The 16,928-nt window shown below is 38.7% G+C and carries 22 protein-coding genes; 2 read left to right on the plus strand and 20 right to left on the minus strand.

What is annotated here, in order from left to right; genetic code table 11:
- Positions 1-3: 3 nt before the first annotated feature.
- Positions 4-1,134: a glycosyltransferase gene (locus tag B2107_RS02810; protein WP_293952959.1), complete on the minus strand. Its 1,131-nt coding sequence runs from the start codon at positions 1,132-1,134 to the stop codon at positions 4-6.
- Entirely contained in the window at positions 1,118-2,092 is a 975-nt protein-coding gene (locus tag B2107_RS02815) for a lysylphosphatidylglycerol synthase domain-containing protein (RefSeq protein ID WP_293952961.1), read from the minus strand. The genes B2107_RS02810 and B2107_RS02815 overlap by 17 nt, the downstream gene beginning before the upstream one ends.
- 100 nt (positions 2,093-2,192) lie before the next feature.
- Here B2107_RS02815 and ruvC point away from each other — a divergent pair, with 100 nt between their 5' ends.
- On the plus strand, positions 2,193-2,759 hold the full coding sequence (ruvC, locus tag B2107_RS02820) for a crossover junction endodeoxyribonuclease RuvC (protein ID WP_209577727.1): 567 nt from the start codon (positions 2,193-2,195) through the stop codon (positions 2,757-2,759).
- Here ruvC and B2107_RS02825 read toward each other — a convergent pair whose 3' ends face one another.
- Positions 2,760-3,806, minus strand: a complete 1,047-nt coding sequence (locus tag B2107_RS02825) for a hypothetical protein (protein ID WP_293952963.1) — start codon at positions 3,804-3,806, stop codon at positions 2,760-2,762.
- A 385-nt stretch (positions 3,807-4,191) separates the two neighbouring features.
- On the opposite strand from B2107_RS02825, the gene B2107_RS02830 reads away from it, so the two are divergent.
- Entirely contained in the window at positions 4,192-4,665 is a 474-nt protein-coding gene (locus B2107_RS02830) for an Lrp/AsnC ligand binding domain-containing protein (protein WP_046674894.1), read from the plus strand.
- Between the two features lie 38 nt (positions 4,666-4,703).
- On the opposite strand, the gene B2107_RS02835 is transcribed toward B2107_RS02830, so the two are convergent.
- From B2107_RS02835 to rpsE, 17 genes are all read right to left on the minus strand, one after another.
- Positions 4,704-5,768 (minus strand): M20 family metallo-hydrolase, encoded by a 1,065-nt coding sequence (locus B2107_RS02835; protein ID WP_293952965.1) that lies wholly within the window; start codon positions 5,766-5,768, stop codon positions 4,704-4,706.
- A complete protein-coding gene (gene proC / locus B2107_RS02840; protein WP_293952967.1) occupies positions 5,758-6,564 on the minus strand; it encodes a pyrroline-5-carboxylate reductase in 807 nt (268 codons plus the stop codon). Before proC ends, B2107_RS02835 begins: the two co-directional genes overlap by 11 nt.
- Before the next feature lie 27 nt (positions 6,565-6,591).
- A complete protein-coding gene (gene argB, locus B2107_RS02845) occupies positions 6,592-7,389 on the minus strand; it encodes an acetylglutamate kinase (RefSeq protein WP_293952969.1) in 798 nt (265 codons plus the stop codon).
- Between the two features lie 51 nt (positions 7,390-7,440).
- On the minus strand, positions 7,441-8,403 hold the full coding sequence (locus B2107_RS02850; RefSeq protein WP_293952971.1) for an acetylornithine carbamoyltransferase: 963 nt from the start codon (positions 8,401-8,403) through the stop codon (positions 7,441-7,443).
- A 133-nt stretch (positions 8,404-8,536) separates the two neighbouring features.
- The gene (locus B2107_RS02855) at positions 8,537-9,682 is read right to left on the minus strand and encodes an aspartate aminotransferase family protein (RefSeq protein WP_293952972.1); all 1,146 of its coding nucleotides are present in this window, start codon (positions 9,680-9,682) and stop codon (positions 8,537-8,539) included.
- 157 nt (positions 9,683-9,839) lie between these two features.
- Entirely contained in the window at positions 9,840-10,364 is a 525-nt protein-coding gene (gene rplQ, locus B2107_RS02860; RefSeq protein WP_293952974.1) for a 50S ribosomal protein L17, read from the minus strand.
- Positions 10,365-10,494: 130 nt separating this feature from the next.
- A complete protein-coding gene (locus B2107_RS02865; protein ID WP_046674887.1) occupies positions 10,495-11,487 on the minus strand; it encodes a DNA-directed RNA polymerase subunit alpha in 993 nt (330 codons plus the stop codon).
- A gap of 95 nt (positions 11,488-11,582) precedes the next feature.
- Positions 11,583-12,191 carry a 30S ribosomal protein S4 gene (rpsD, locus tag B2107_RS02870; RefSeq protein ID WP_293952976.1) on the minus strand — a complete coding sequence of 203 codons (609 nt, stop codon included), beginning with the start codon at positions 12,189-12,191 and terminating at the stop codon, positions 11,583-11,585.
- Between the two features lie 60 nt (positions 12,192-12,251).
- A complete protein-coding gene (gene rpsK / locus B2107_RS02875) occupies positions 12,252-12,641 on the minus strand; it encodes a 30S ribosomal protein S11 (RefSeq protein ID WP_046674885.1) in 390 nt (129 codons plus the stop codon).
- 10 nt (positions 12,642-12,651) lie between these two features.
- Positions 12,652-13,029, minus strand: coding sequence for a 30S ribosomal protein S13 (rpsM, locus tag B2107_RS02880; protein ID WP_209577713.1), 378 nt, complete (start codon positions 13,027-13,029; stop codon positions 12,652-12,654).
- Between the two features lie 30 nt (positions 13,030-13,059).
- On the minus strand, positions 13,060-13,176 hold the full coding sequence (gene ykgO / locus B2107_RS02885) for a type B 50S ribosomal protein L36 (RefSeq protein WP_013665024.1): 117 nt from the start codon (positions 13,174-13,176) through the stop codon (positions 13,060-13,062).
- Positions 13,177-13,221: 45 nt separating this feature from the next.
- Complete coding sequence (gene infA, locus B2107_RS02890; RefSeq protein WP_002997456.1) at positions 13,222-13,440, minus strand: translation initiation factor IF-1; 219 nt, start codon at positions 13,438-13,440, stop codon at positions 13,222-13,224.
- 74 nt (positions 13,441-13,514) lie between these two features.
- Positions 13,515-14,297: a type I methionyl aminopeptidase gene (gene map, locus B2107_RS02895; RefSeq protein WP_046674883.1), complete on the minus strand. Its 783-nt coding sequence runs from the start codon at positions 14,295-14,297 to the stop codon at positions 13,515-13,517.
- A gap of 9 nt (positions 14,298-14,306) precedes the next feature.
- The gene (gene secY, locus B2107_RS02900) at positions 14,307-15,644 is read right to left on the minus strand and encodes a preprotein translocase subunit SecY (protein WP_046674882.1); all 1,338 of its coding nucleotides are present in this window, start codon (positions 15,642-15,644) and stop codon (positions 14,307-14,309) included.
- A 3-nt stretch (positions 15,645-15,647) separates the two neighbouring features.
- The gene (gene rplO, locus B2107_RS02905; protein ID WP_293952979.1) at positions 15,648-16,094 is read right to left on the minus strand and encodes a 50S ribosomal protein L15; all 447 of its coding nucleotides are present in this window, start codon (positions 16,092-16,094) and stop codon (positions 15,648-15,650) included.
- A 119-nt stretch (positions 16,095-16,213) separates the two neighbouring features.
- Positions 16,214-16,393 carry a 50S ribosomal protein L30 gene (rpmD, locus tag B2107_RS02910; protein ID WP_046674880.1) on the minus strand — a complete coding sequence of 60 codons (180 nt, stop codon included), beginning with the start codon at positions 16,391-16,393 and terminating at the stop codon, positions 16,214-16,216.
- A 5-nt stretch (positions 16,394-16,398) separates the two neighbouring features.
- Positions 16,399-16,902, minus strand: coding sequence for a 30S ribosomal protein S5 (gene rpsE, locus B2107_RS02915; protein ID WP_307188052.1), 504 nt, complete (start codon positions 16,900-16,902; stop codon positions 16,399-16,401).
- Between the last annotated feature and the right edge of the window lie 26 nt (positions 16,903-16,928).

Here is a 16,928-nt window from a genome sequence, read left to right on the forward strand (position 1 = left end):
AAATTATTTGACCTGTCGACCTTTCCAGTCATACTTCCCAACATTCCCTAATATTCCGATATAAGTTAGGTAAAAGATGTGCGCTAAGCTCAGTAAAGGAAGATACCATAAAAGTTCTTTTCTGCTGGCGAATACAGTTAAAGGCCGAATAAATAGCCATTCGACGATCATCTTTAATAGTAATGCAAAAAGTACGACCCAGGCAACGAAATTTACGCCAAAAAGAGCGAGAACCAAAGCAACTAAGATCAATACATTAAAAAACCAAATGGAAATACCCAGGGCAATCACACCTTTATTTTTATATTTGGTACTTTTTGAAGCCCAGCGTCGGCGCTGACTGATAAATGACTTTAAATCTGGTTTGGCATCTGTATAAACAATAGCATCTTTTGATTTGCAAAACGTTATTTTATCGGGATACTGTTCTGCGACTTTATGTAAAAAAAGTTCATCATCTCCCGAAGCAAGCTCGTCGATTCCTTTAAATCCGCCCATCTGTTTAAAAATATCTTTCCGATACGCCAGATTTGCCCCATTACAAGTTGTTGGTTTCTTATTTCCAATACCCGCAGCGCCAAGGCCTATCAAGTAAAGGAATTCCAAGGTTTGGAGTCGTTCAAAAAAAACCTTTTCTTCTGAATATACCACTGGAGAAGATTGTAAATAGGCGTTTTCTTTTTCGAATGAACCTACCACCGTCGCTAACCAATTTGGTCCCATACGGCAGTCTGCGTCAGTGGTTATAATAATCTCGCCCTTACAGCATGCTATAGCCCTTGAAATTGCCAGTTTTTTGTATGAATTTAAACGTCCATTTTCATTCAATTGAATTAGCCTAACCCCTTTTCCAGCATATTTCTTCACAATCAACGATGTATTGTCGTCTGAATGGTCGTCAATAATAATAAGTTCCAAGAGTGCTGCCGGATAATTCTGGGCCAATATGCAGTCGATGGTACGGCCTATGTTGAGCTCCTCATTCCGTGCAGCAATGATCACAGAAATCGCTTTTGTTGGCTGATTAAGATTGCTGGGTACTGGGATTAAAGTCCAGCCTCTACGCATCCATAAAACTAGAATTGCGTAAATGCAGGCAAAACTGATCAATAAATAGTTAAGTATTTGTATCACCGAAAAAATTAATCTTAAAAACAAAAATAGAACCAAATACTGCCGGAAGAATCAAATTCACAAACCAAATACAGGAAACAATAGCCATAACAGCTATTTCCTGTGTCGTGATATAACTATAAAGATTACTTGCCACAAAACTCCTTACGCTGAAATCAAAAATATCCAATGTTGGTAAGGCGGCCTGGACAAAAAACAGGATAAAAATCATCAGAATCATCGATAATAGCGGCAGTTCAGGCAATGTAAGCTTCATTAAGATGATATACTGAGAGGTAAAAATGATAAATCGTGCTAAGGAATTTAAAAGAACAATACTGAGTTCAGACATTGAATAATGCTCCAATACTTCAAAAAAGGGTTTAATCCGGGTCAGAAACTTTATTTTACCGACCAACAAGTCAATCCATTTTACGTTGAAATATAATATGACAAATCCAGCAGCATAGATAATAGCGAGCAGCCATACGCCAAATTGCACCGATAGAGGGGGCAAAAGAAATTTACAGACAAACCAAGCAATACTCAACGCGCCTGCAACGCTTGTCAAAACCAATTGCGCAAATAATCCTACTCCCATCGCCACAGCGCCCTTAGCCCTATGCTGAGGTTGTAAAAAAAGTACCCTCCCGCCGTACTCTCCAATCCTATTAGGTGTGAAAATGGCCCATGAGAGTCCACAAAAAACAGACTGAAAGGCCCTCCAAAAAGAAATATTTTCCAATTTAGATGCGAGGTATCGCCATTTTACTACCTCAAGCAACCAATTGACGAGCATTAATACTACGATCAGGACAAGCGTCCATGCAACAGAATGCTGTTCCAATCCGGCAATTAGTGTCTTAAACTTCTCAATATTGCTTTTATCAGATACTTTCACGACGATATACCAAGTCGCTAAGGCGAACACCAATATCTTCAATAAAAGACTGACGTATTTTTTTTGTATTCCAGTCAACTTTTGATAATTAGAGAGCAATGTTACTAAATTTTAGCCAAATGATTAAGTTTTGTCGAAGGCAATCCACGAATAAAACGCAAAATTTGTATTATTGTATATGCAGAAGGAAAAGGCGAAAGAAAGAATAATTTTAGGAATCGACCCCGGAACAGTCGTCCTCGGGTATGGTATCATCAAAGAAGTGGGCAATAATATATCCCTGATCTCCATGGGTGTGATTAAAATGGGACATTTGGATGACCAGGCACTAAAACTACAACGTATTTTCAAAAAAACCTCTGCTTTGATGCAAGAATATAATCCCGACTGTGTAGCACTCGAGTCACCGTTTTATGGCAAAAACATACAGGTAATGCTTAAGTTAGGACGAGCACAGGGTGTCGCCATGGCGGCAGCGCTTGCCCAAGATATTCCGATTTTTGAATATTCCCCAAGAAAGATTAAACAATCTGTTACAGGGAATGGAAATGCCACGAAAGAGCAGGTTTCTGCGATGTTAAAGAATCTATTGAAATTTGAAGAAACACCTCAGTTTCTAGATGCTACCGACGGCTTGGCAATTGCTGTATGCCATTCTTTTCAGAAGAATGCTGTATCTGGCAGCAGTAAATCTTACTCAGGATGGTCATCCTTTATCAAAGACAATAAGGATCGAGTCAAGTAATTACATCTGCACCTGACGAATCACATTTTTTACGTTTAGCTCGACAATATCGGTCATCGTTTTACATTTGAGGTAGGAATTATTCTGATAGAATTCCGCATAGCCCTCGCGTAGCTGTCGAATATTTTCTAAAGTGGAAAGAACCTGCGTCTGCGAAGCATCCCTTAAATCAGCAATTCGGTGTCTTTCGCTTCGAACTCTGTGTACAATGGAAGAACGCTCCTCTTGTTGATATTGTAATACGGTCTTTTCATTCAAATGTTCCATGGCCAGCTTAACATAAGGAAGGTTTTCCTTAAAAAATTGAGGCATATAAACCTTCGGATTCCCTTCATAAAACTGCTGGTCGAAATCAATAGCTCTAATCCTAAATTGAAAATCATCAAAATCAGGGGTAATCTGCATGACGAAATTATAGGCCCGCATATCACCCAACAAGGTAATAATACATCGCTCATTGAATTTTACAAATTCCTTGGAAATTCGAGTCAAATTATAGTCCGGAGAAAACATCCGTGTTTTTGAAAATGTATCTCCAGGGATCCCAACAATATGTTCTTCGACCAGCGTATCATGGTCTACCATGTAATTTACCTGATTGGGAGACAATATTTCTTCCAGCTCCAATCCATATATTCTCGACGCGTCCGCCTGTTTGATGTAAAAATAATCGTAAACATCATTTAAACGATTTACGATCCGTATACGAAATGGCTTCGTATTACCAAAGCTGCAATATTCTACACGATCAATATATTTATGTTGAACGATGCGCGTATTACCCGATGCTTTCAATTTTGCATAGATCACCTTCAGCCCGTCATACAATTGATCCATAAAGTAGTGTGGATATAGGGGAGTCTCCCAAAAGGTGTCGTTGCCAAATTTATCCATGACGGGTACTGTTTCCGTGAAATTCAGAAGATCCTTATATCCTATTGGCAGCTTCTCATCGCGCTGATATAGCTTAAGATATTTATGAAGTCCCTCGCCAACTTCAAAAATTGGTTTCTTCTTCGAAATCTTTACGTCTTGAACTTCTTCCATCTCCTTTTCCTATTTATATTATTTACTGTACCAAGATATGGCCCCCAATTTTTTTTTTGATCATACAATATCACAAATTCACCAAATTTTTAGTACAGTAAATCGATATTCTTTATTTATTCGCAATATATGCTTCAATAATTTACTCCAATATTGCTATCGTCCATGCTCGCAATTACTTATCTAACAACAAATTCCGCGCAAAAATAAGTGTAAGCAGTTTCGACCAAAAACATATAACATTATCAATATGAATTCGTATTTTTTATTAAATTTACATCTATAAACCGAAAATTCTTAGTAATTTTGAAATAAATTTAATTGTTTTAGCTATTGGTCCGATTCTGATGCAACGGCCAGTTAATGAACACAAAACCCATTGTTAATGGAAAATCAATATGCAAACTATGATCTAGACAATTTGGATATCCAAATCTTGTCTATTCTAATGAACGATGCCTCAATTCCTTATACCGAAATAGCAAAAAAGCTAATCGTATCAGGTGGTACAATTCACGTTAGAATGAAGAAGATGGAAGAACTAGGTATCATTAGAGGATCAAATCTGATTATCAATCCTCAAAAAGTCGGATTTGATATTACGGCTTTTTTGGGTATCTATCTTGAAAAAGGTTCACAATATGCAGATGCAGTAGATAAATTGAAAGAAATCAAAGAAGTGGTCGAATTACATTATTGTACTGGCCAATACAGTATTTTTGCCAAAATAATCTGTAGAGATACAGTGCACCTCAGAAAAGTACTGAATGAAGATATTCAATCTGTGCCTGGCATCCAACGTACAGAGACTATTATCTCTCTCGAAGAGAGTATAAAACGTCAAATCAGCTTGGTCTAGTATAAAAAAAGCTTCCATCAAAAAAATGGAAGCTTTTTTTATACGATCTTTTCTAACATGCCGATATAGAGATCTATTCCTGCCCTAATCTCGTCAATATAAATAAATTCATCCGCCATATGGGAGCGGGCGCTATCGCCAGGTCCTAACTTCAAAGAAGGAACAGGGATAAGAGCCTGATCACTCATCGTAGGTGAGCCATATACTTTACGCCCAAGGGCAATACCTGCCTTGACAATTGGGTGTGATTCAGGAATAAAAGAAGACTTCAAACGTGTCGACCGCGCTGTGACTTCAGATTTTACATGAGACTTGATAATATCCAATGTCTCTTCATTCGAATAAGCATCTGTGGTTCTGACATCGACAACAAAGTTACAAGTAGCTGGCACCACATTATGCTGCGATCCCGCCTGAATCACGGTTACCGACATCTTAATTGGGCCTAAAGTTGAAGAAGTTCTTTCAAATGCATAATGTTGAAACCATTCAATATCCTTGATCGCTTTATAGATCGCATTATCCCCCTCATTACGTGCGGCATGTCCAGCCGTTCCTAAAGCGGTACAATCCAACACCATCAGCCCCTTTTCGGCAATTGCCAAATCCAATAAGGTAGGTTCACCCACAATAGCAAAATCTATAGGACCAATTTCATCCAAAACAGATTCTATACCATTCCGACCTGAAATTTCTTCTTCGGCACTGGCAACGAGACAGAAGTTATATGTTAAATTCGATTGCTGGTAAAAATACAAGAAAGTTGCGATCAAAGAGACTAGACAGCCACCTGCATCGTTGCTTCCCAGCCCATACAATTTCCCGTCTTCTACCGTAGCCTGTAGCGGATCCCTTGTATAACCTGTATTTGGTTTTACTGTATCGTGATGAGAGTTGAGCAGTATTGTTGGTTTAGTACGATCATAATGGGCATTATACACCCAAATATTATTGCCCTTTCGATAGGCTTTAATGCCTCGTTCCTCAAAGAAACCATAAATAAGATTTGCTGTAAGGTCCTCTTCTCTACTCAAAGAGGACAATCCAATCAATTGTTTCAAAAGATTCAAGGCATCTTCAAACAGGCATTCCTTATCCTTCATGATACAATCCTCCTGCCTTATCCGCAGACAGTTTAATCCCTTTTATAAAGGCAGAACTAAAACCGTTATGTTCCATCTCATTTAGTCCCGCAATTGTACAGCCTTTTGGTGAAGTTACTTTATCAATCTCTCCTTCTGGGTGAGCATTGGTATGCAATAACAAATCAGCAGCACCTTTTGCTGTTTGAACTGCCATTTTTAACGCATCATGCGCATGAAATCCAATTTCAACTCCGCCCTGTGAGGCCGCTCGAATAGCACGGAGAAAGAAAGCGATACCGCACGCACATAATGCTGTTGCCGATGTCATGAGATCTTCATTAATGACAACTACTGACCCCACTGATTCAAACATATGTTCAATCTCTTTCAAACTATCATCGGAAGCATTGTCACTGGCAATACAGGTCATTGACTGACCGATTGCAATTGCCGTATTTGGCATCGCACGTATTACCGTGGCATCCTCACCCAACTCCGCTTTTAAATCAGCACAGGAAACTCCCGATACAACGGACACAAAAATTTGATTTGTCTTTTCAATTACAGGGGCTACTTCTAGTAGCACCTTTTTAAGCTGTTGCGGTAAGATAGCAAAGACGACAATATCAGCCCCCTGAACTGCATTTTTATTATCATTGCTTACTGAAAAGCCACTACTGGCTTCATTGGCCAATGCGTTGAGATTTCTCCTTGTCAGTGTAATATCAGCAGCATGCGCAAATTCGCTTTTTACAAGTCCCTTTGCCAAAGAAAGACCAATATTACCACTGCCGATAATGGTGACTTTTTTCATAGCAATCGTTAGGTTTAGGTTAGATTTTTATTTTAATGTCAAACAGGTACCAAATTGCCCTTGTTGGAATAAATGCAAATTATTGGCATTTCCAATATAGACCTCTTGAACACCTTTATTTATAGCATTGAATGCATTTTGCAGCTTAGGAATCATTCCTTCATGAACGACACCGGATTCCTTAAGCTGTTCAAACTCTTCAGACTTAATGGTTGGAATGACAGAATTTTCATCTGTTACATCACGTAAAACACCGTTCTTCTCAAAACAGTAAACCAGAGAAGTTTCATACAACGAAGCTAAAGAAACCGCCAATGAAGAGGCAATGGTATCCGCGTTGGTATTAAGCAATTGACCGAGGCCATTGTGTGTAATCGCTGAAAATACAGGAACAAACCCAGCTTCTAGAAATTTTTTAATCGCAAGGGTGTTTACAGAGTCATGAAGCAAATCACCCACAAAACCGTAATCGATATCCTTAACAGGCCGTTTGATCGCTTTTATAACATCGCCATCAGCTCCTGTTAATCCAACAGCATCACATTTCAAATTTTGTAATTTGGCAACGATAGTCTTGTTTGTCAACCCAGCATATACCATTGTTACCACGCGTAACATTTCCTCATTTGTGACACGACGTCCCTCAATCATTTGGGCGTCAATCCCCAATTCATTGGCTAAACGAGTCGCAATTTTGCCCCCGCCGTGCACAAGAATCTTCTTTCCCGACAATGCGGAAAACTTTTCTAAAAAAGAATCTAATTGGTGCTCATCATCAATAATATTACCACCAATTTTAATTATATTTAATACACTATTAGCCATTACGCAACTTTTCCCAATAAAAATAGTTTTTCAATAATCAATAGGACTGGATTATACCAAATCCTCTAACATACGTTTCAAAACAACCTGAGCAGCCCATACACGGTTGCTAGCCTCTTTAATTACAAGTGAATTTGGACCGTCCAGAATCTCAGAAGATAATTCCAGATCTCTTCTTACAGGCAGACAATGCATAACTTTAGCATCATTCGTCAAATTGAGCTTCTTGTTATCCATCATCCAATTATCTTCAACACCATATACCTCACCATATTCCTGATAAGAAGACCAATTTTTTACATAAACAAAATCAGCATTATTTAAACTTTCCTCGAGATTATTTGATATAGTTGCACCAGCGGTAAACTCTTCACTTAACTCGTATCCCATAGGCTGAGCTATCGTAAAATCGACCAATCCCTCTTCTTGTGCTTTACACATCCACTCTGCAAAAGAATTAGGTACTGCCTGAGGTAAAGCCTTAACGTGAGGAGCCCAAGCTAACACTACCTTTGGTTTTTCAACCTTCTTGTACTCCGTGATGGTAATCATATCCGTTAAACTCTGTAGAGGGTGACGTGTTGCGCTCTCTAACGAAACAACAGGAACCCCACAGTACTTCATGAATTTGTTAAAAAGGTCCTCGCTATAATCTTCTTCACGGTCTTTCAGTTTTGGAAATGACCGTAGTCCCAAAATATCGCAATATTCACCCATTACAGCTGCGGCCTCACGGATATGCTCAACAGTTGTCCCGTTCATCACAACACCGTCCTGTGTCTCAAGAGCCCAGCCGTCTTTATCCATATTCATGACCATGACATTCATCCCCAAGTTCATCGCCGCTTTCTGAGTGCTTAAACGTGTACGCAAACTCGGATTCAAAAAAACAAGTCCCAACGTCTTATGCTGACCGAGTTCCTGATTATCATAGGGCGCAGCCTTCAATGCCAACGCTTCTTGAACCACGTCAGCTATACTAGGTACATCCTTAACAGAGAAAAATCTTTTCATCAATATTTATTTATTCGAGTGCACTTCAACGGACAATATTTAGACACGTCACACTCCGTATATATTTAAACTAATACAACACAATATAATCTGCTCGAGCTAATACCACAATGGATTAGCCCTCGCGGCAGTCTTATGCAACCGTTACTGCACTGATCTGCTTCTTCAATGCCACTAAAAATTGATCAGCATGCTCCTTTGTAATATTCAAAGCAGGCAGCAAGCGAATGACAAAAGGCTTAGCTTCTCCAGTAAATATACGATTCTTTAACAAGAGATCTTTCTTTACATGAGCCAAAGATTCCGGCAATTCTATACCGATCATTAAACCTCGGCCTCTCACTTCTATAATCTCTTCAATCTGCCTAAGTTCATCAATAAGATATTGTCCCACCTGAGCAGCATTTTCCATAAGCTTATCTTGTTGCATCACTTCCAACACAGCCAAAGCAGCTGCGCAGGCCAGATGATTCCCTCCAAATGTCGTTCCTAAACTGCCATAACTAGCCTCAAATTTGGGTGAAATGCTAATTGCGCCAATAGGAAAACCATTTCCCATACCCTTTGCCATGGTATAAATATCTGCGTCAACGCCAGAGTAATCTTGCGCATAAAACAAGCCAGTTCTTCCATACCCACATTGTACTTCGTCAGCAATAAATACAGCATTATATTGGTCACAAAGCGATCGGATCAATCGAAGAAAAGATACTGAGGCTTCTCTGATCCCTCCTACCCCTTGAATACTTTCAATAATCACAGACGAAATTTCATTACCATATGATTCGAAGGCGACCTTTAAAGCATCTTCATCATTAAAAGGAAGAAATACAACATGGTCTGTCTCATTAACGGGCGCCACGATACTTGGATTGTCTGTTGCTGCCACTGCAAGGGACGTTCTGCCATGAAAAGCTTTTGAAAACGCTATAACCTTTTTCCGTTTGTTATAAAAAGAAGCTAGCTTGAGCGCATTTTCGTTTGCTTCCGCGCCCGAATTACAAAGGAATACCTCATAATCAACCTTACCGGAAACTTCCCCTAGTAATCGGGCAAGTTCACGCTGAATTGGAATTTCAACAGAGTTAGAATAGAAGCCAATACGGTTCAATTGTTCTGTGATACGTTGTACATAATGTGGGTGCGTGTGTCCGATCGATATCACCGCATGACCACCATACAAGTCCAAGTAAGCATTTCCTTCGGCATCCCACACCGTCGATCCATTAGCCTTTACAATGTTAATGGGATTAATGGGATAAACATTAAATGGTTTCATCTTAATGAATTATAGATTGATAAACGAAATAGCTAGTAATAGAAAAAGCTATCAGATTTTAGCAATACAAATATATTAGTTATAACGGTAGGAATGGTTATAAAATAAAAAAAGTCCCCTTAAAAAGAGGACTTTTTTATGCTATATCGGAAGAAGACTATTCTCCGTCAACTTTTTCTTCACCTTCTACTTCAGGTTTAACTTCTGCAGGAGCTTCAGTTTCGGCAACAGCAGCCTCAGTTTCGGCAGCAGCAGCTTTCTTAGCACCACCACGACGACGAGTAGCTTTTTTCTCAGAAGCAGCAGCTTTTTTACCGTAGATTTCGTTGTAGTCAACTAGCTCGATGAAAGCCATCTCTGCATTATCACCCAAACGGTTTTCCATTTTGATGATACGTGTATAACCACCTGGACGATTAGCCACTTTTTCAGATACTTCGCGGAATAAGATAGAAACTGCATCTTTATCTTTCAAGTAAGCGAATACTGTACGACGAGAGTGAGTCGTATCATTTTTAGATTTAGTAATCAATGGCTCAACATACATACGCAACGCTTTTGCTTTAGCCAAAGTAGTTGTAATACGTTTGTGTTTGATCAATGACGTTGCCATGTTAGCCAACATTGCTTTTCTATGGCTATCCGTACGGCCTAAGTGATTTACTTTTTTTCCGTGTCTCATTTTGGATTTTATTATACTACATATACCGTTCTTGCATTCGCTAATCTACTAAACATTCGATGGTTTCTATTCCATCAAATTCAGCCATCAGCACAAGAGGAATTATATATAGTGGTCGCTTATTAAATTATTATTCTTCGTCTAATTTGTATTTTGCCAAGTTCATTCCGAATGACAAACCTTTCGATTTCACCAACTCCTGAATTTCACTTAACGATTTTTTACCGAAGTTTCTGAATTTCAACATATCAGCTACGTCGTAAGTAACCAACTCAGCTAATGTGCGAATATCAGCAGCTTTCAAGCAGTTCAATGCACGCACAGAGAGATCAAGATCTACTAACTCTGTTTTCAAGATCTTACGCATGTGTAAGATTTCTTCATCAACAACTTTAGTTTCTTCTTTTGTTTGAGATTCAAGAAGCATATTCTCATCAGAGAATAAGATAAAATGTTGAATTAAGATTTTAGCAGCTTCTTTCAGCGCCTCCTCAGGGTGAATTGAGCCATCAGTAGAGATGTCTAACAATAATTTCTCATAGTCAGTTTTTTGCTCTACACGGTAATTCTCAATGGTATATTTAACATTCTTGATCGGAGTAAAGATCGAATCGATTGCGATAACACCTACTGGCGCATCAACGACTTTATTCTCATCAGCATTTACGTATCCACGACCTTTGGCAATACTCAATTCCAATTCAATTGTCACTGAATTATCCATGTTACAGATTACCATGTCAGGGTTTAAAACCGTAAAGTTATTAGAGAACTTGGTGATATCACCAGCTAAGAACTGTTCTTGACCATTGATTACTACAAATACCTTTTCGTTGTCGCCAATCTCACCTGTTTTTTTGAAACGGATTTGTTTCAAGTTCAAGATAATTTCAGTTACGTCTTCAACAACACCTTTGATCGTTGAAAATTCGTGCGAAACGCCAGAAAACCTTATCGACGTAATTGCATATCCTTCTAAAGAGGACAATAGAATACGGCGCAAAGCATTACCAATGGTTACACCAAAACCAGGCTCCAATGGACGAAATTCAAACGTACCATCAAAATCCGTAGATTTTTGCATGATAACTTTATCCGGTCTTTGAAATGCTAAAATTGCCATTTATTTTCTTTTAATTTTTTATTTGTAATAATAATAGTAATACAATAGAAGATGCATACCCCAAAATTGGACTATGCATTCCTCTATTTTATTTATTATTTAGAGTATAACTCAACGATTAAGTTCTCTTTAATGTTTTCAGGAATATCAGCTCTTTCTGGATAGCTTAAGAAAGTACCTTTCAATTCCTTCGCATTCCACTCTAACCAAGAAAATTTATTTACAGTACGACCTGCAACTGAATTTGTAATGGCCTCAAGTGATTGAGAACGTTCACGAACTGCTACAACGTCACCAGGACGTAAGCTATATGATGGAATGTTAACAACTTCACCGTTAACAGTAATGTGTTTATGGGATACCAACTGACGAGCAGCGGCACGGGATGTAGCAATACCTAAACGGTAAACTACGTTGTCCAAGCGAGCTTCAAGTAATTTCAAGAAGATCTCACCTGTAATACCTTGTTTAGAGGAAGCTTTAGCAAATAGATTAGCGAATTGACGCTCCAATACACCATAAGTGTATTTCGCTTTTTGTTTTTCCAACAACTGAATAGCATATTCAGATTGCTTTCCTCTGCGTTTAGAAGCTCCATGTTGTCCAGGAGGGTAATTTTTCTTTTCTAACGCTTTATCCGGGCCGAAGATCGGCTCTCTAAATTTACGGGCAATTTTGGACTTAGGTCCTGTATATCTAGCCATTTTTTTTTACAATTAAAGTATCTATCAGCCTATAGCCAATGAATCTTATCTTTAAATTAATTAAACTCTTCTACGTTTTGGAGGACGACAACCGTTGTGAGGAAGCGGAGTGATATCTTTAATAGTAGTCACATCAATTCCCACAGTTTGTAATGTTCTGATAGCAGATTCACGACCAGCACCAGGACCTTTTACAAACACTTCAACTTTACGTAGACCCAAGTCGTGTGCAACTTTTCCACAGTCTTGTGCAGCTTGACCAGCAGCATATGGCGTGTTCTTTTTAGAACCACGGAAACCCATTTTACCAGCACTAGACCAAGAAATAGTTTGACCTTGATTATTCGTCAAAGTTACAATGATATTGTTAAACGTTGCGTTAATGTGAGCCTGACCTACAGGTTCGATAACAACGATACGCTTTTTTGCAGCTTTTTTAGTTTTAGCCATTTCTTATTTATTATTTAGTAGCTTTTTTCTTGTTTGCAACTGTCTTACGTTTACCTTTACGAGTACGTGAGTTGTTTTTAGTACGTTGACCACGAACTGGTAAATGTTTACGGTGACGCAATCCGCGGTAACAACCGATATCCATTAAACGTTTGATGTTTAATTGAACTTCGGAACGCAATGCTCCTTCAACTTTCAATTCGTCGTTAATGATAGTACGAATTGCTGCCAATTGGTCATCATTCCATTCTTGTACCTTCACATCTTCGCTGATACCAGCCTTTTCCAAGATATATTCAGCTCTTGTACGACCGATACCAAAAATATAGGTAAGGCCGATCACACCTCTTTTGTTTTTAGGTAAATCAATACCTGCTATCCTTGCCATATAATATTAAGCTATTATTTTTTTAATGAATTAACCCTGACGTTGTTTAAACTTAGGGTTCTTTTTGTTGATTACAAAAACTTTACCTTTACGACGGATGATCTTACAGTCCGCGCTACGTTTTTTTATTGATGCTCTTACTTTCATGATATTTATTTTTTCAAAAGCTTGCACTAATACAAGGGCTTACTGCTATTTATAGCGATAAGTAATCCTTCCTTTAGTCAAATCATACGGAGACATTTCCAATTTAACTTTATCACCAGGTAAAATTTTGATATAGTGCATGCGCATTTTACCAGAAATATGGGCAATGATTTCATGTCCATTTTCCAACTCTACCCTAAACATAGCATTAGAAAGTGCCTCTCTAATTATACCGTCTTGTTCTATTGAGGCTTGTTTAGCCATATATTCTCGATTAAATTTAATTTAAAAGCCTGCGAACAGGAGTGCAAAGATAAATAAAAATAATTGAAAACCAACTACTTTTTGTTCAAAACTTTCTCTACATGTTCGAATGTCAGCAACACATCTGGTTCTCCTTTTCGGATTGCAACCATCTGTTCGAAGTGCGCCGATAATTTCCCATCCACTGTACTTACTGTCCAACCATCATCCCAAAAACGAACACCTGCACGCCCAGCGTTGATCATCGGTTCGATACAAATAACCAAACCTTCTTCCAGTTTTGGGCCAGCCCCACGTTTTCCATAATTAGGAACCTCAGGTTTTTCGTGTAAGTGGTAACCCACACCATGTCCTACCAGCTCACGCACAATTCCAAACCCAAATTTGCTCACATATTCCTGGACAGCCGAAGAAATATCTCCGACACGCTTACCAGCAACAGCTTGCTCAACACCTTTGTACAATGACTCCTTTGTTACATCCAACAACAATTGTGCTTCCTCAGATATTTCACCCACACCAAAGGTATAAGCAGAATCACTGATAAAACCGTTCAAATTGACACCTCCATCGACTGAAACAAGATCTCCGTCTTTAATTTCGTAGTCGCTGGGAAAACCGTGTACAATTTGATCGTTGACAGATATACACAAAGAATATGGAAATCCTTGATAATTTAAGAACGCTGGCGTCCCTCCGTTATCATGAATATACTCATAAGCTAATTTATCAAGAGATATAGTCTTTACCCCAGGCTTAATCACTTTTGCGATTTCACCAAGCAATTGCGAAAGCACATCTGCGGACTTTCGCAATTGCTCTATATCTTCTGCTGACTTATAAAATACTTTAGACATCTAAAGAAATTAAATTGCCGAATGATCCATTCCCTCAACAGACGCAGCCGAACGGCCTTTAATGCGACCTGTTTTCATTAATCCATCGTAATGACGCATCAACAAATGAGATTCAATCTGTTGCAAAGTATCCAACACCACACCTACTAAAATCAATAAAGACGTTCCTCCATAGAAGTGCGCAAATTGATTATTAATACCAAACAAACTTGCAATAGCAGGAAGAATAGCAATGATCGCTAAGAAAATCGCGCCAGGAAATGTAATATTTGATATTACGCGGTCTATAAAATTACTCGTCTCTAATCCCGGTTTAATACCCGGAACAAAACCTCCGTTCTTCTTCATGTCGTCCGACATCTGTTGTGGGTTCACCATGATTGCTGTATAGAAAAACGTAAATGCGATAATTAGCACCGCGAATGTTACGTTATACGCTACAGAAGTATAGTTACTCAACGAAGTCAAAAACTCCGACTGAAGATTTGGGAAGAACTGCCCCAAACTCATCGGCACAAACATAATCGCCTGTGCAAAAATGATAGGCATTACACCTGCAGCATTTACCTTTAAAGGAATATACTGACGTACCCCACCGACTTGCTTGTTTCCAACAATTTTCTTCGCGTATTGCACAGGGATCTTACGAACTCCCTGTACGATCAAGATCGTAAAGATCACAACAAAGAACAAAGCCACAAATTCAAGCAACAATGGAATTGGACCACCACCACCTTTCGCCATTCTCGAAACCCATTCCGCAGTGATACCACTTGGCAATTGAGCGATAATACCAGTCATGATGATCAAAGAAATACCATTACCGATACCTTTATCTGTAATTTTTTCCCCTAACCACATCACAAATAAAGTACCGCCTGTCAAAACTATTGCAGTCAGAATAGTGAACAATGGATCTGCAATTGTCTTAGCACTTGGCTCGATCTGAGTACGCACATAGGCAAAAGCTTGAAGCAAAGTAATCCCTAAAGTTAAATAGCGAGTAATTTGGTTCATTTTTTGACGACCACTTTCCCCTTCTTTCTGCATCTTTTGGAAGTAAGGAACCGCGATGCCCAGCAATTGAACAACAATGGATGCCGAAATATATGGCATTACCCCTAAAGCAAAGATAGCTGAACGGGAGAATGACCCACCCGCAAACATATCCAGTAAGCCTAATAAACCCTCTTTCTGACCAGAAGCCAGCGCATGAGGATTTACACCTGGTAATACCACGTGACATCCAATACGGTAAATCAAAAGAAAAAGTAAGGTATTTAAAATACGCGTACGTAAATCATCGATTTTCCAAATATTGGTTAAGGTTGTGATTAGTTTCTTCATTTATTAAATTTTAACGATAGAACCGCCTGCAGCTTCAATAGCTTTTTGAGCAGAAGCAGTAAACGCGTGCGCTGTTACTTCAACTTTAGCTTTCAACTCACCGCGACCCAAGATTTTAACTTTGTCATTTTTAGACACTAAACCATGAGTTTTCAACGTATCGAAATCTACAGCTGTTAGATTGTATTTCTCGATCAACGTTTGCAAAGTATCCAAGTTTACGCCATTATACTCTACGCGGTTGATGTTTTTGAAACCAAATTTAGGCACACGACGTTGCAAAGGCATTTGACCACCTTCGAAACCGATTTTCGTAGAGTGACCTGAACGAGAACCAGCACCTTTGTGACCACGCGTTGAAGTACCACCACGACCAGAACCAGTACCACGGCCAATACGTTTGCTACTTTTTACTGCACCTTTTGCAGGTTTTAAATTACTTAAGTTCATTTTTAAACTAAATTGTGCTAGCCCTTCGCTCTCACTAAACAGGTACTAGCGATTAAAAAATAATGATTATTAATAACAAGTAATGGAAGAAGTCCAACGACCTCTTCCATATGCTAATATTAAATAGTTTCGATAGCTACTAAATGGTTTACTTTACGTACCATTCCAATAATTGATGGAGTAGCTTCAACTTCTACTGAGTGGTTGATTCTTTTCAAACCCAATGCCTCAATAGTTTTCTTTTGGCGCTCGCTTCTGTCGATAACGCTCTTTATCTGGGTGATTTTGATTTTTGCCATGATAATTAACCGTTAAATACTTTGTTCAAATCGACACCGCGGTGTTGTGCTACTGTATATGCATCACGCATATCTGATAAAGCTGCTACAGTTGCTTTTACCACGTTGTGTGGGTTAGAAGAACCTAATGATTTAGCCAATACATCTTTGATACCAGCAGACTCCAATACTGCACGCATTGCACCACCAGCTAAAACTCCTGTACCACCTACTGCTGGTTTAATCAACACTGAACCACCAGAATATTTACCATATTGTGCGTGAGGAACAGTACCTTTGATAATAGGAACTTTTACCAAGTTTTTCTTTGCGTCATCGATACCTTTGGTGATTGCTTCAGTTACTTCTTTAGCTTTACCTAAACCATAACCAACAATGCCGTTTTCATCACCTACTACAACAATTGCAGAGAAGCTGAAAGTACGACCACCTTTAGTAACTTTTGCTACACGTTGGATACTTACTAAGCGATCTTTTAATTCAATTTCGCTTGATTTTACTCTTTTTATATTGCTTAATGCCATTTTTTCTATGA

This window comes from Sphingobacterium sp. UBA7855 (assembly GCA_002500745.1).
Classification (GTDB): domain Bacteria; phylum Bacteroidota; class Bacteroidia; order Sphingobacteriales; family Sphingobacteriaceae; genus Sphingobacterium.

What these genes read in the sequence shown, in the direction of transcription:
- ruvC (WP_209577727.1), top strand. Translation starts at nt 2,193, where the DNA reads ATGCAGAAGGAAAAGGCGAAAGAAAGAATAATTTTAGGAATCGACCCC.
- B2107_RS02825 (WP_293952963.1), bottom strand. Translation starts at nt 3,806, where the DNA reads ATGGAAGAAGTTCAAGACGTAAAGATTTCGAAGAAGAAACCAATTTTT.
- B2107_RS02830 (WP_046674894.1), top strand. Translation starts at nt 4,192, where the DNA reads ATGGAAAATCAATATGCAAACTATGATCTAGACAATTTGGATATCCAA.
- B2107_RS02835 (WP_293952965.1), bottom strand. Translation starts at nt 5,768, where the DNA reads ATGAAGGATAAGGAATGCCTGTTTGAAGATGCCTTGAATCTTTTGAAA.
- proC (WP_293952967.1), bottom strand. Translation starts at nt 6,564, where the DNA reads ATGAAAAAAGTCACCATTATCGGCAGTGGTAATATTGGTCTTTCTTTG.
- argB (WP_293952969.1), bottom strand. Translation starts at nt 7,389, where the DNA reads ATGGCTAATAGTGTATTAAATATAATTAAAATTGGTGGTAATATTATT.
- B2107_RS02850 (WP_293952971.1), bottom strand. Translation starts at nt 8,403, where the DNA reads ATGAAAAGATTTTTCTCTGTTAAGGATGTACCTAGTATAGCTGACGTG.
- B2107_RS02855 (WP_293952972.1), bottom strand. Translation starts at nt 9,682, where the DNA reads ATGAAACCATTTAATGTTTATCCCATTAATCCCATTAACATTGTAAAG.
- rplQ (WP_293952974.1), bottom strand. Translation starts at nt 10,364, where the DNA reads ATGAGACACGGAAAAAAAGTAAATCACTTAGGCCGTACGGATAGCCAT.
- B2107_RS02865 (WP_046674887.1), bottom strand. Translation starts at nt 11,487, where the DNA reads ATGGCAATTTTAGCATTTCAAAGACCGGATAAAGTTATCATGCAAAAA.
- rpsD (WP_293952976.1), bottom strand. Translation starts at nt 12,191, where the DNA reads ATGGCTAGATATACAGGACCTAAGTCCAAAATTGCCCGTAAATTTAGA.
- rpsK (WP_046674885.1), bottom strand. Translation starts at nt 12,641, where the DNA reads ATGGCTAAAACTAAAAAAGCTGCAAAAAAGCGTATCGTTGTTATCGAA.
- rpsM (WP_209577713.1), bottom strand. Translation starts at nt 13,029, where the DNA reads ATGGCAAGGATAGCAGGTATTGATTTACCTAAAAACAAAAGAGGTGTG.
- ykgO (WP_013665024.1), bottom strand. Translation starts at nt 13,176, where the DNA reads ATGAAAGTAAGAGCATCAATAAAAAAACGTAGCGCGGACTGTAAGATC.
- infA (WP_002997456.1), bottom strand. Translation starts at nt 13,440, where the DNA reads ATGGCTAAACAAGCCTCAATAGAACAAGACGGTATAATTAGAGAGGCA.
- map (WP_046674883.1), bottom strand. Translation starts at nt 14,297, where the DNA reads ATGTCTAAAGTATTTTATAAGTCAGCAGAAGATATAGAGCAATTGCGA.
- secY (WP_046674882.1), bottom strand. Translation starts at nt 15,644, where the DNA reads ATGAAGAAACTAATCACAACCTTAACCAATATTTGGAAAATCGATGAT.
- rplO (WP_293952979.1), bottom strand. Translation starts at nt 16,094, where the DNA reads ATGAACTTAAGTAATTTAAAACCTGCAAAAGGTGCAGTAAAAAGTAGC.
- rpmD (WP_046674880.1), bottom strand. Translation starts at nt 16,393, where the DNA reads ATGGCAAAAATCAAAATCACCCAGATAAAGAGCGTTATCGACAGAAGC.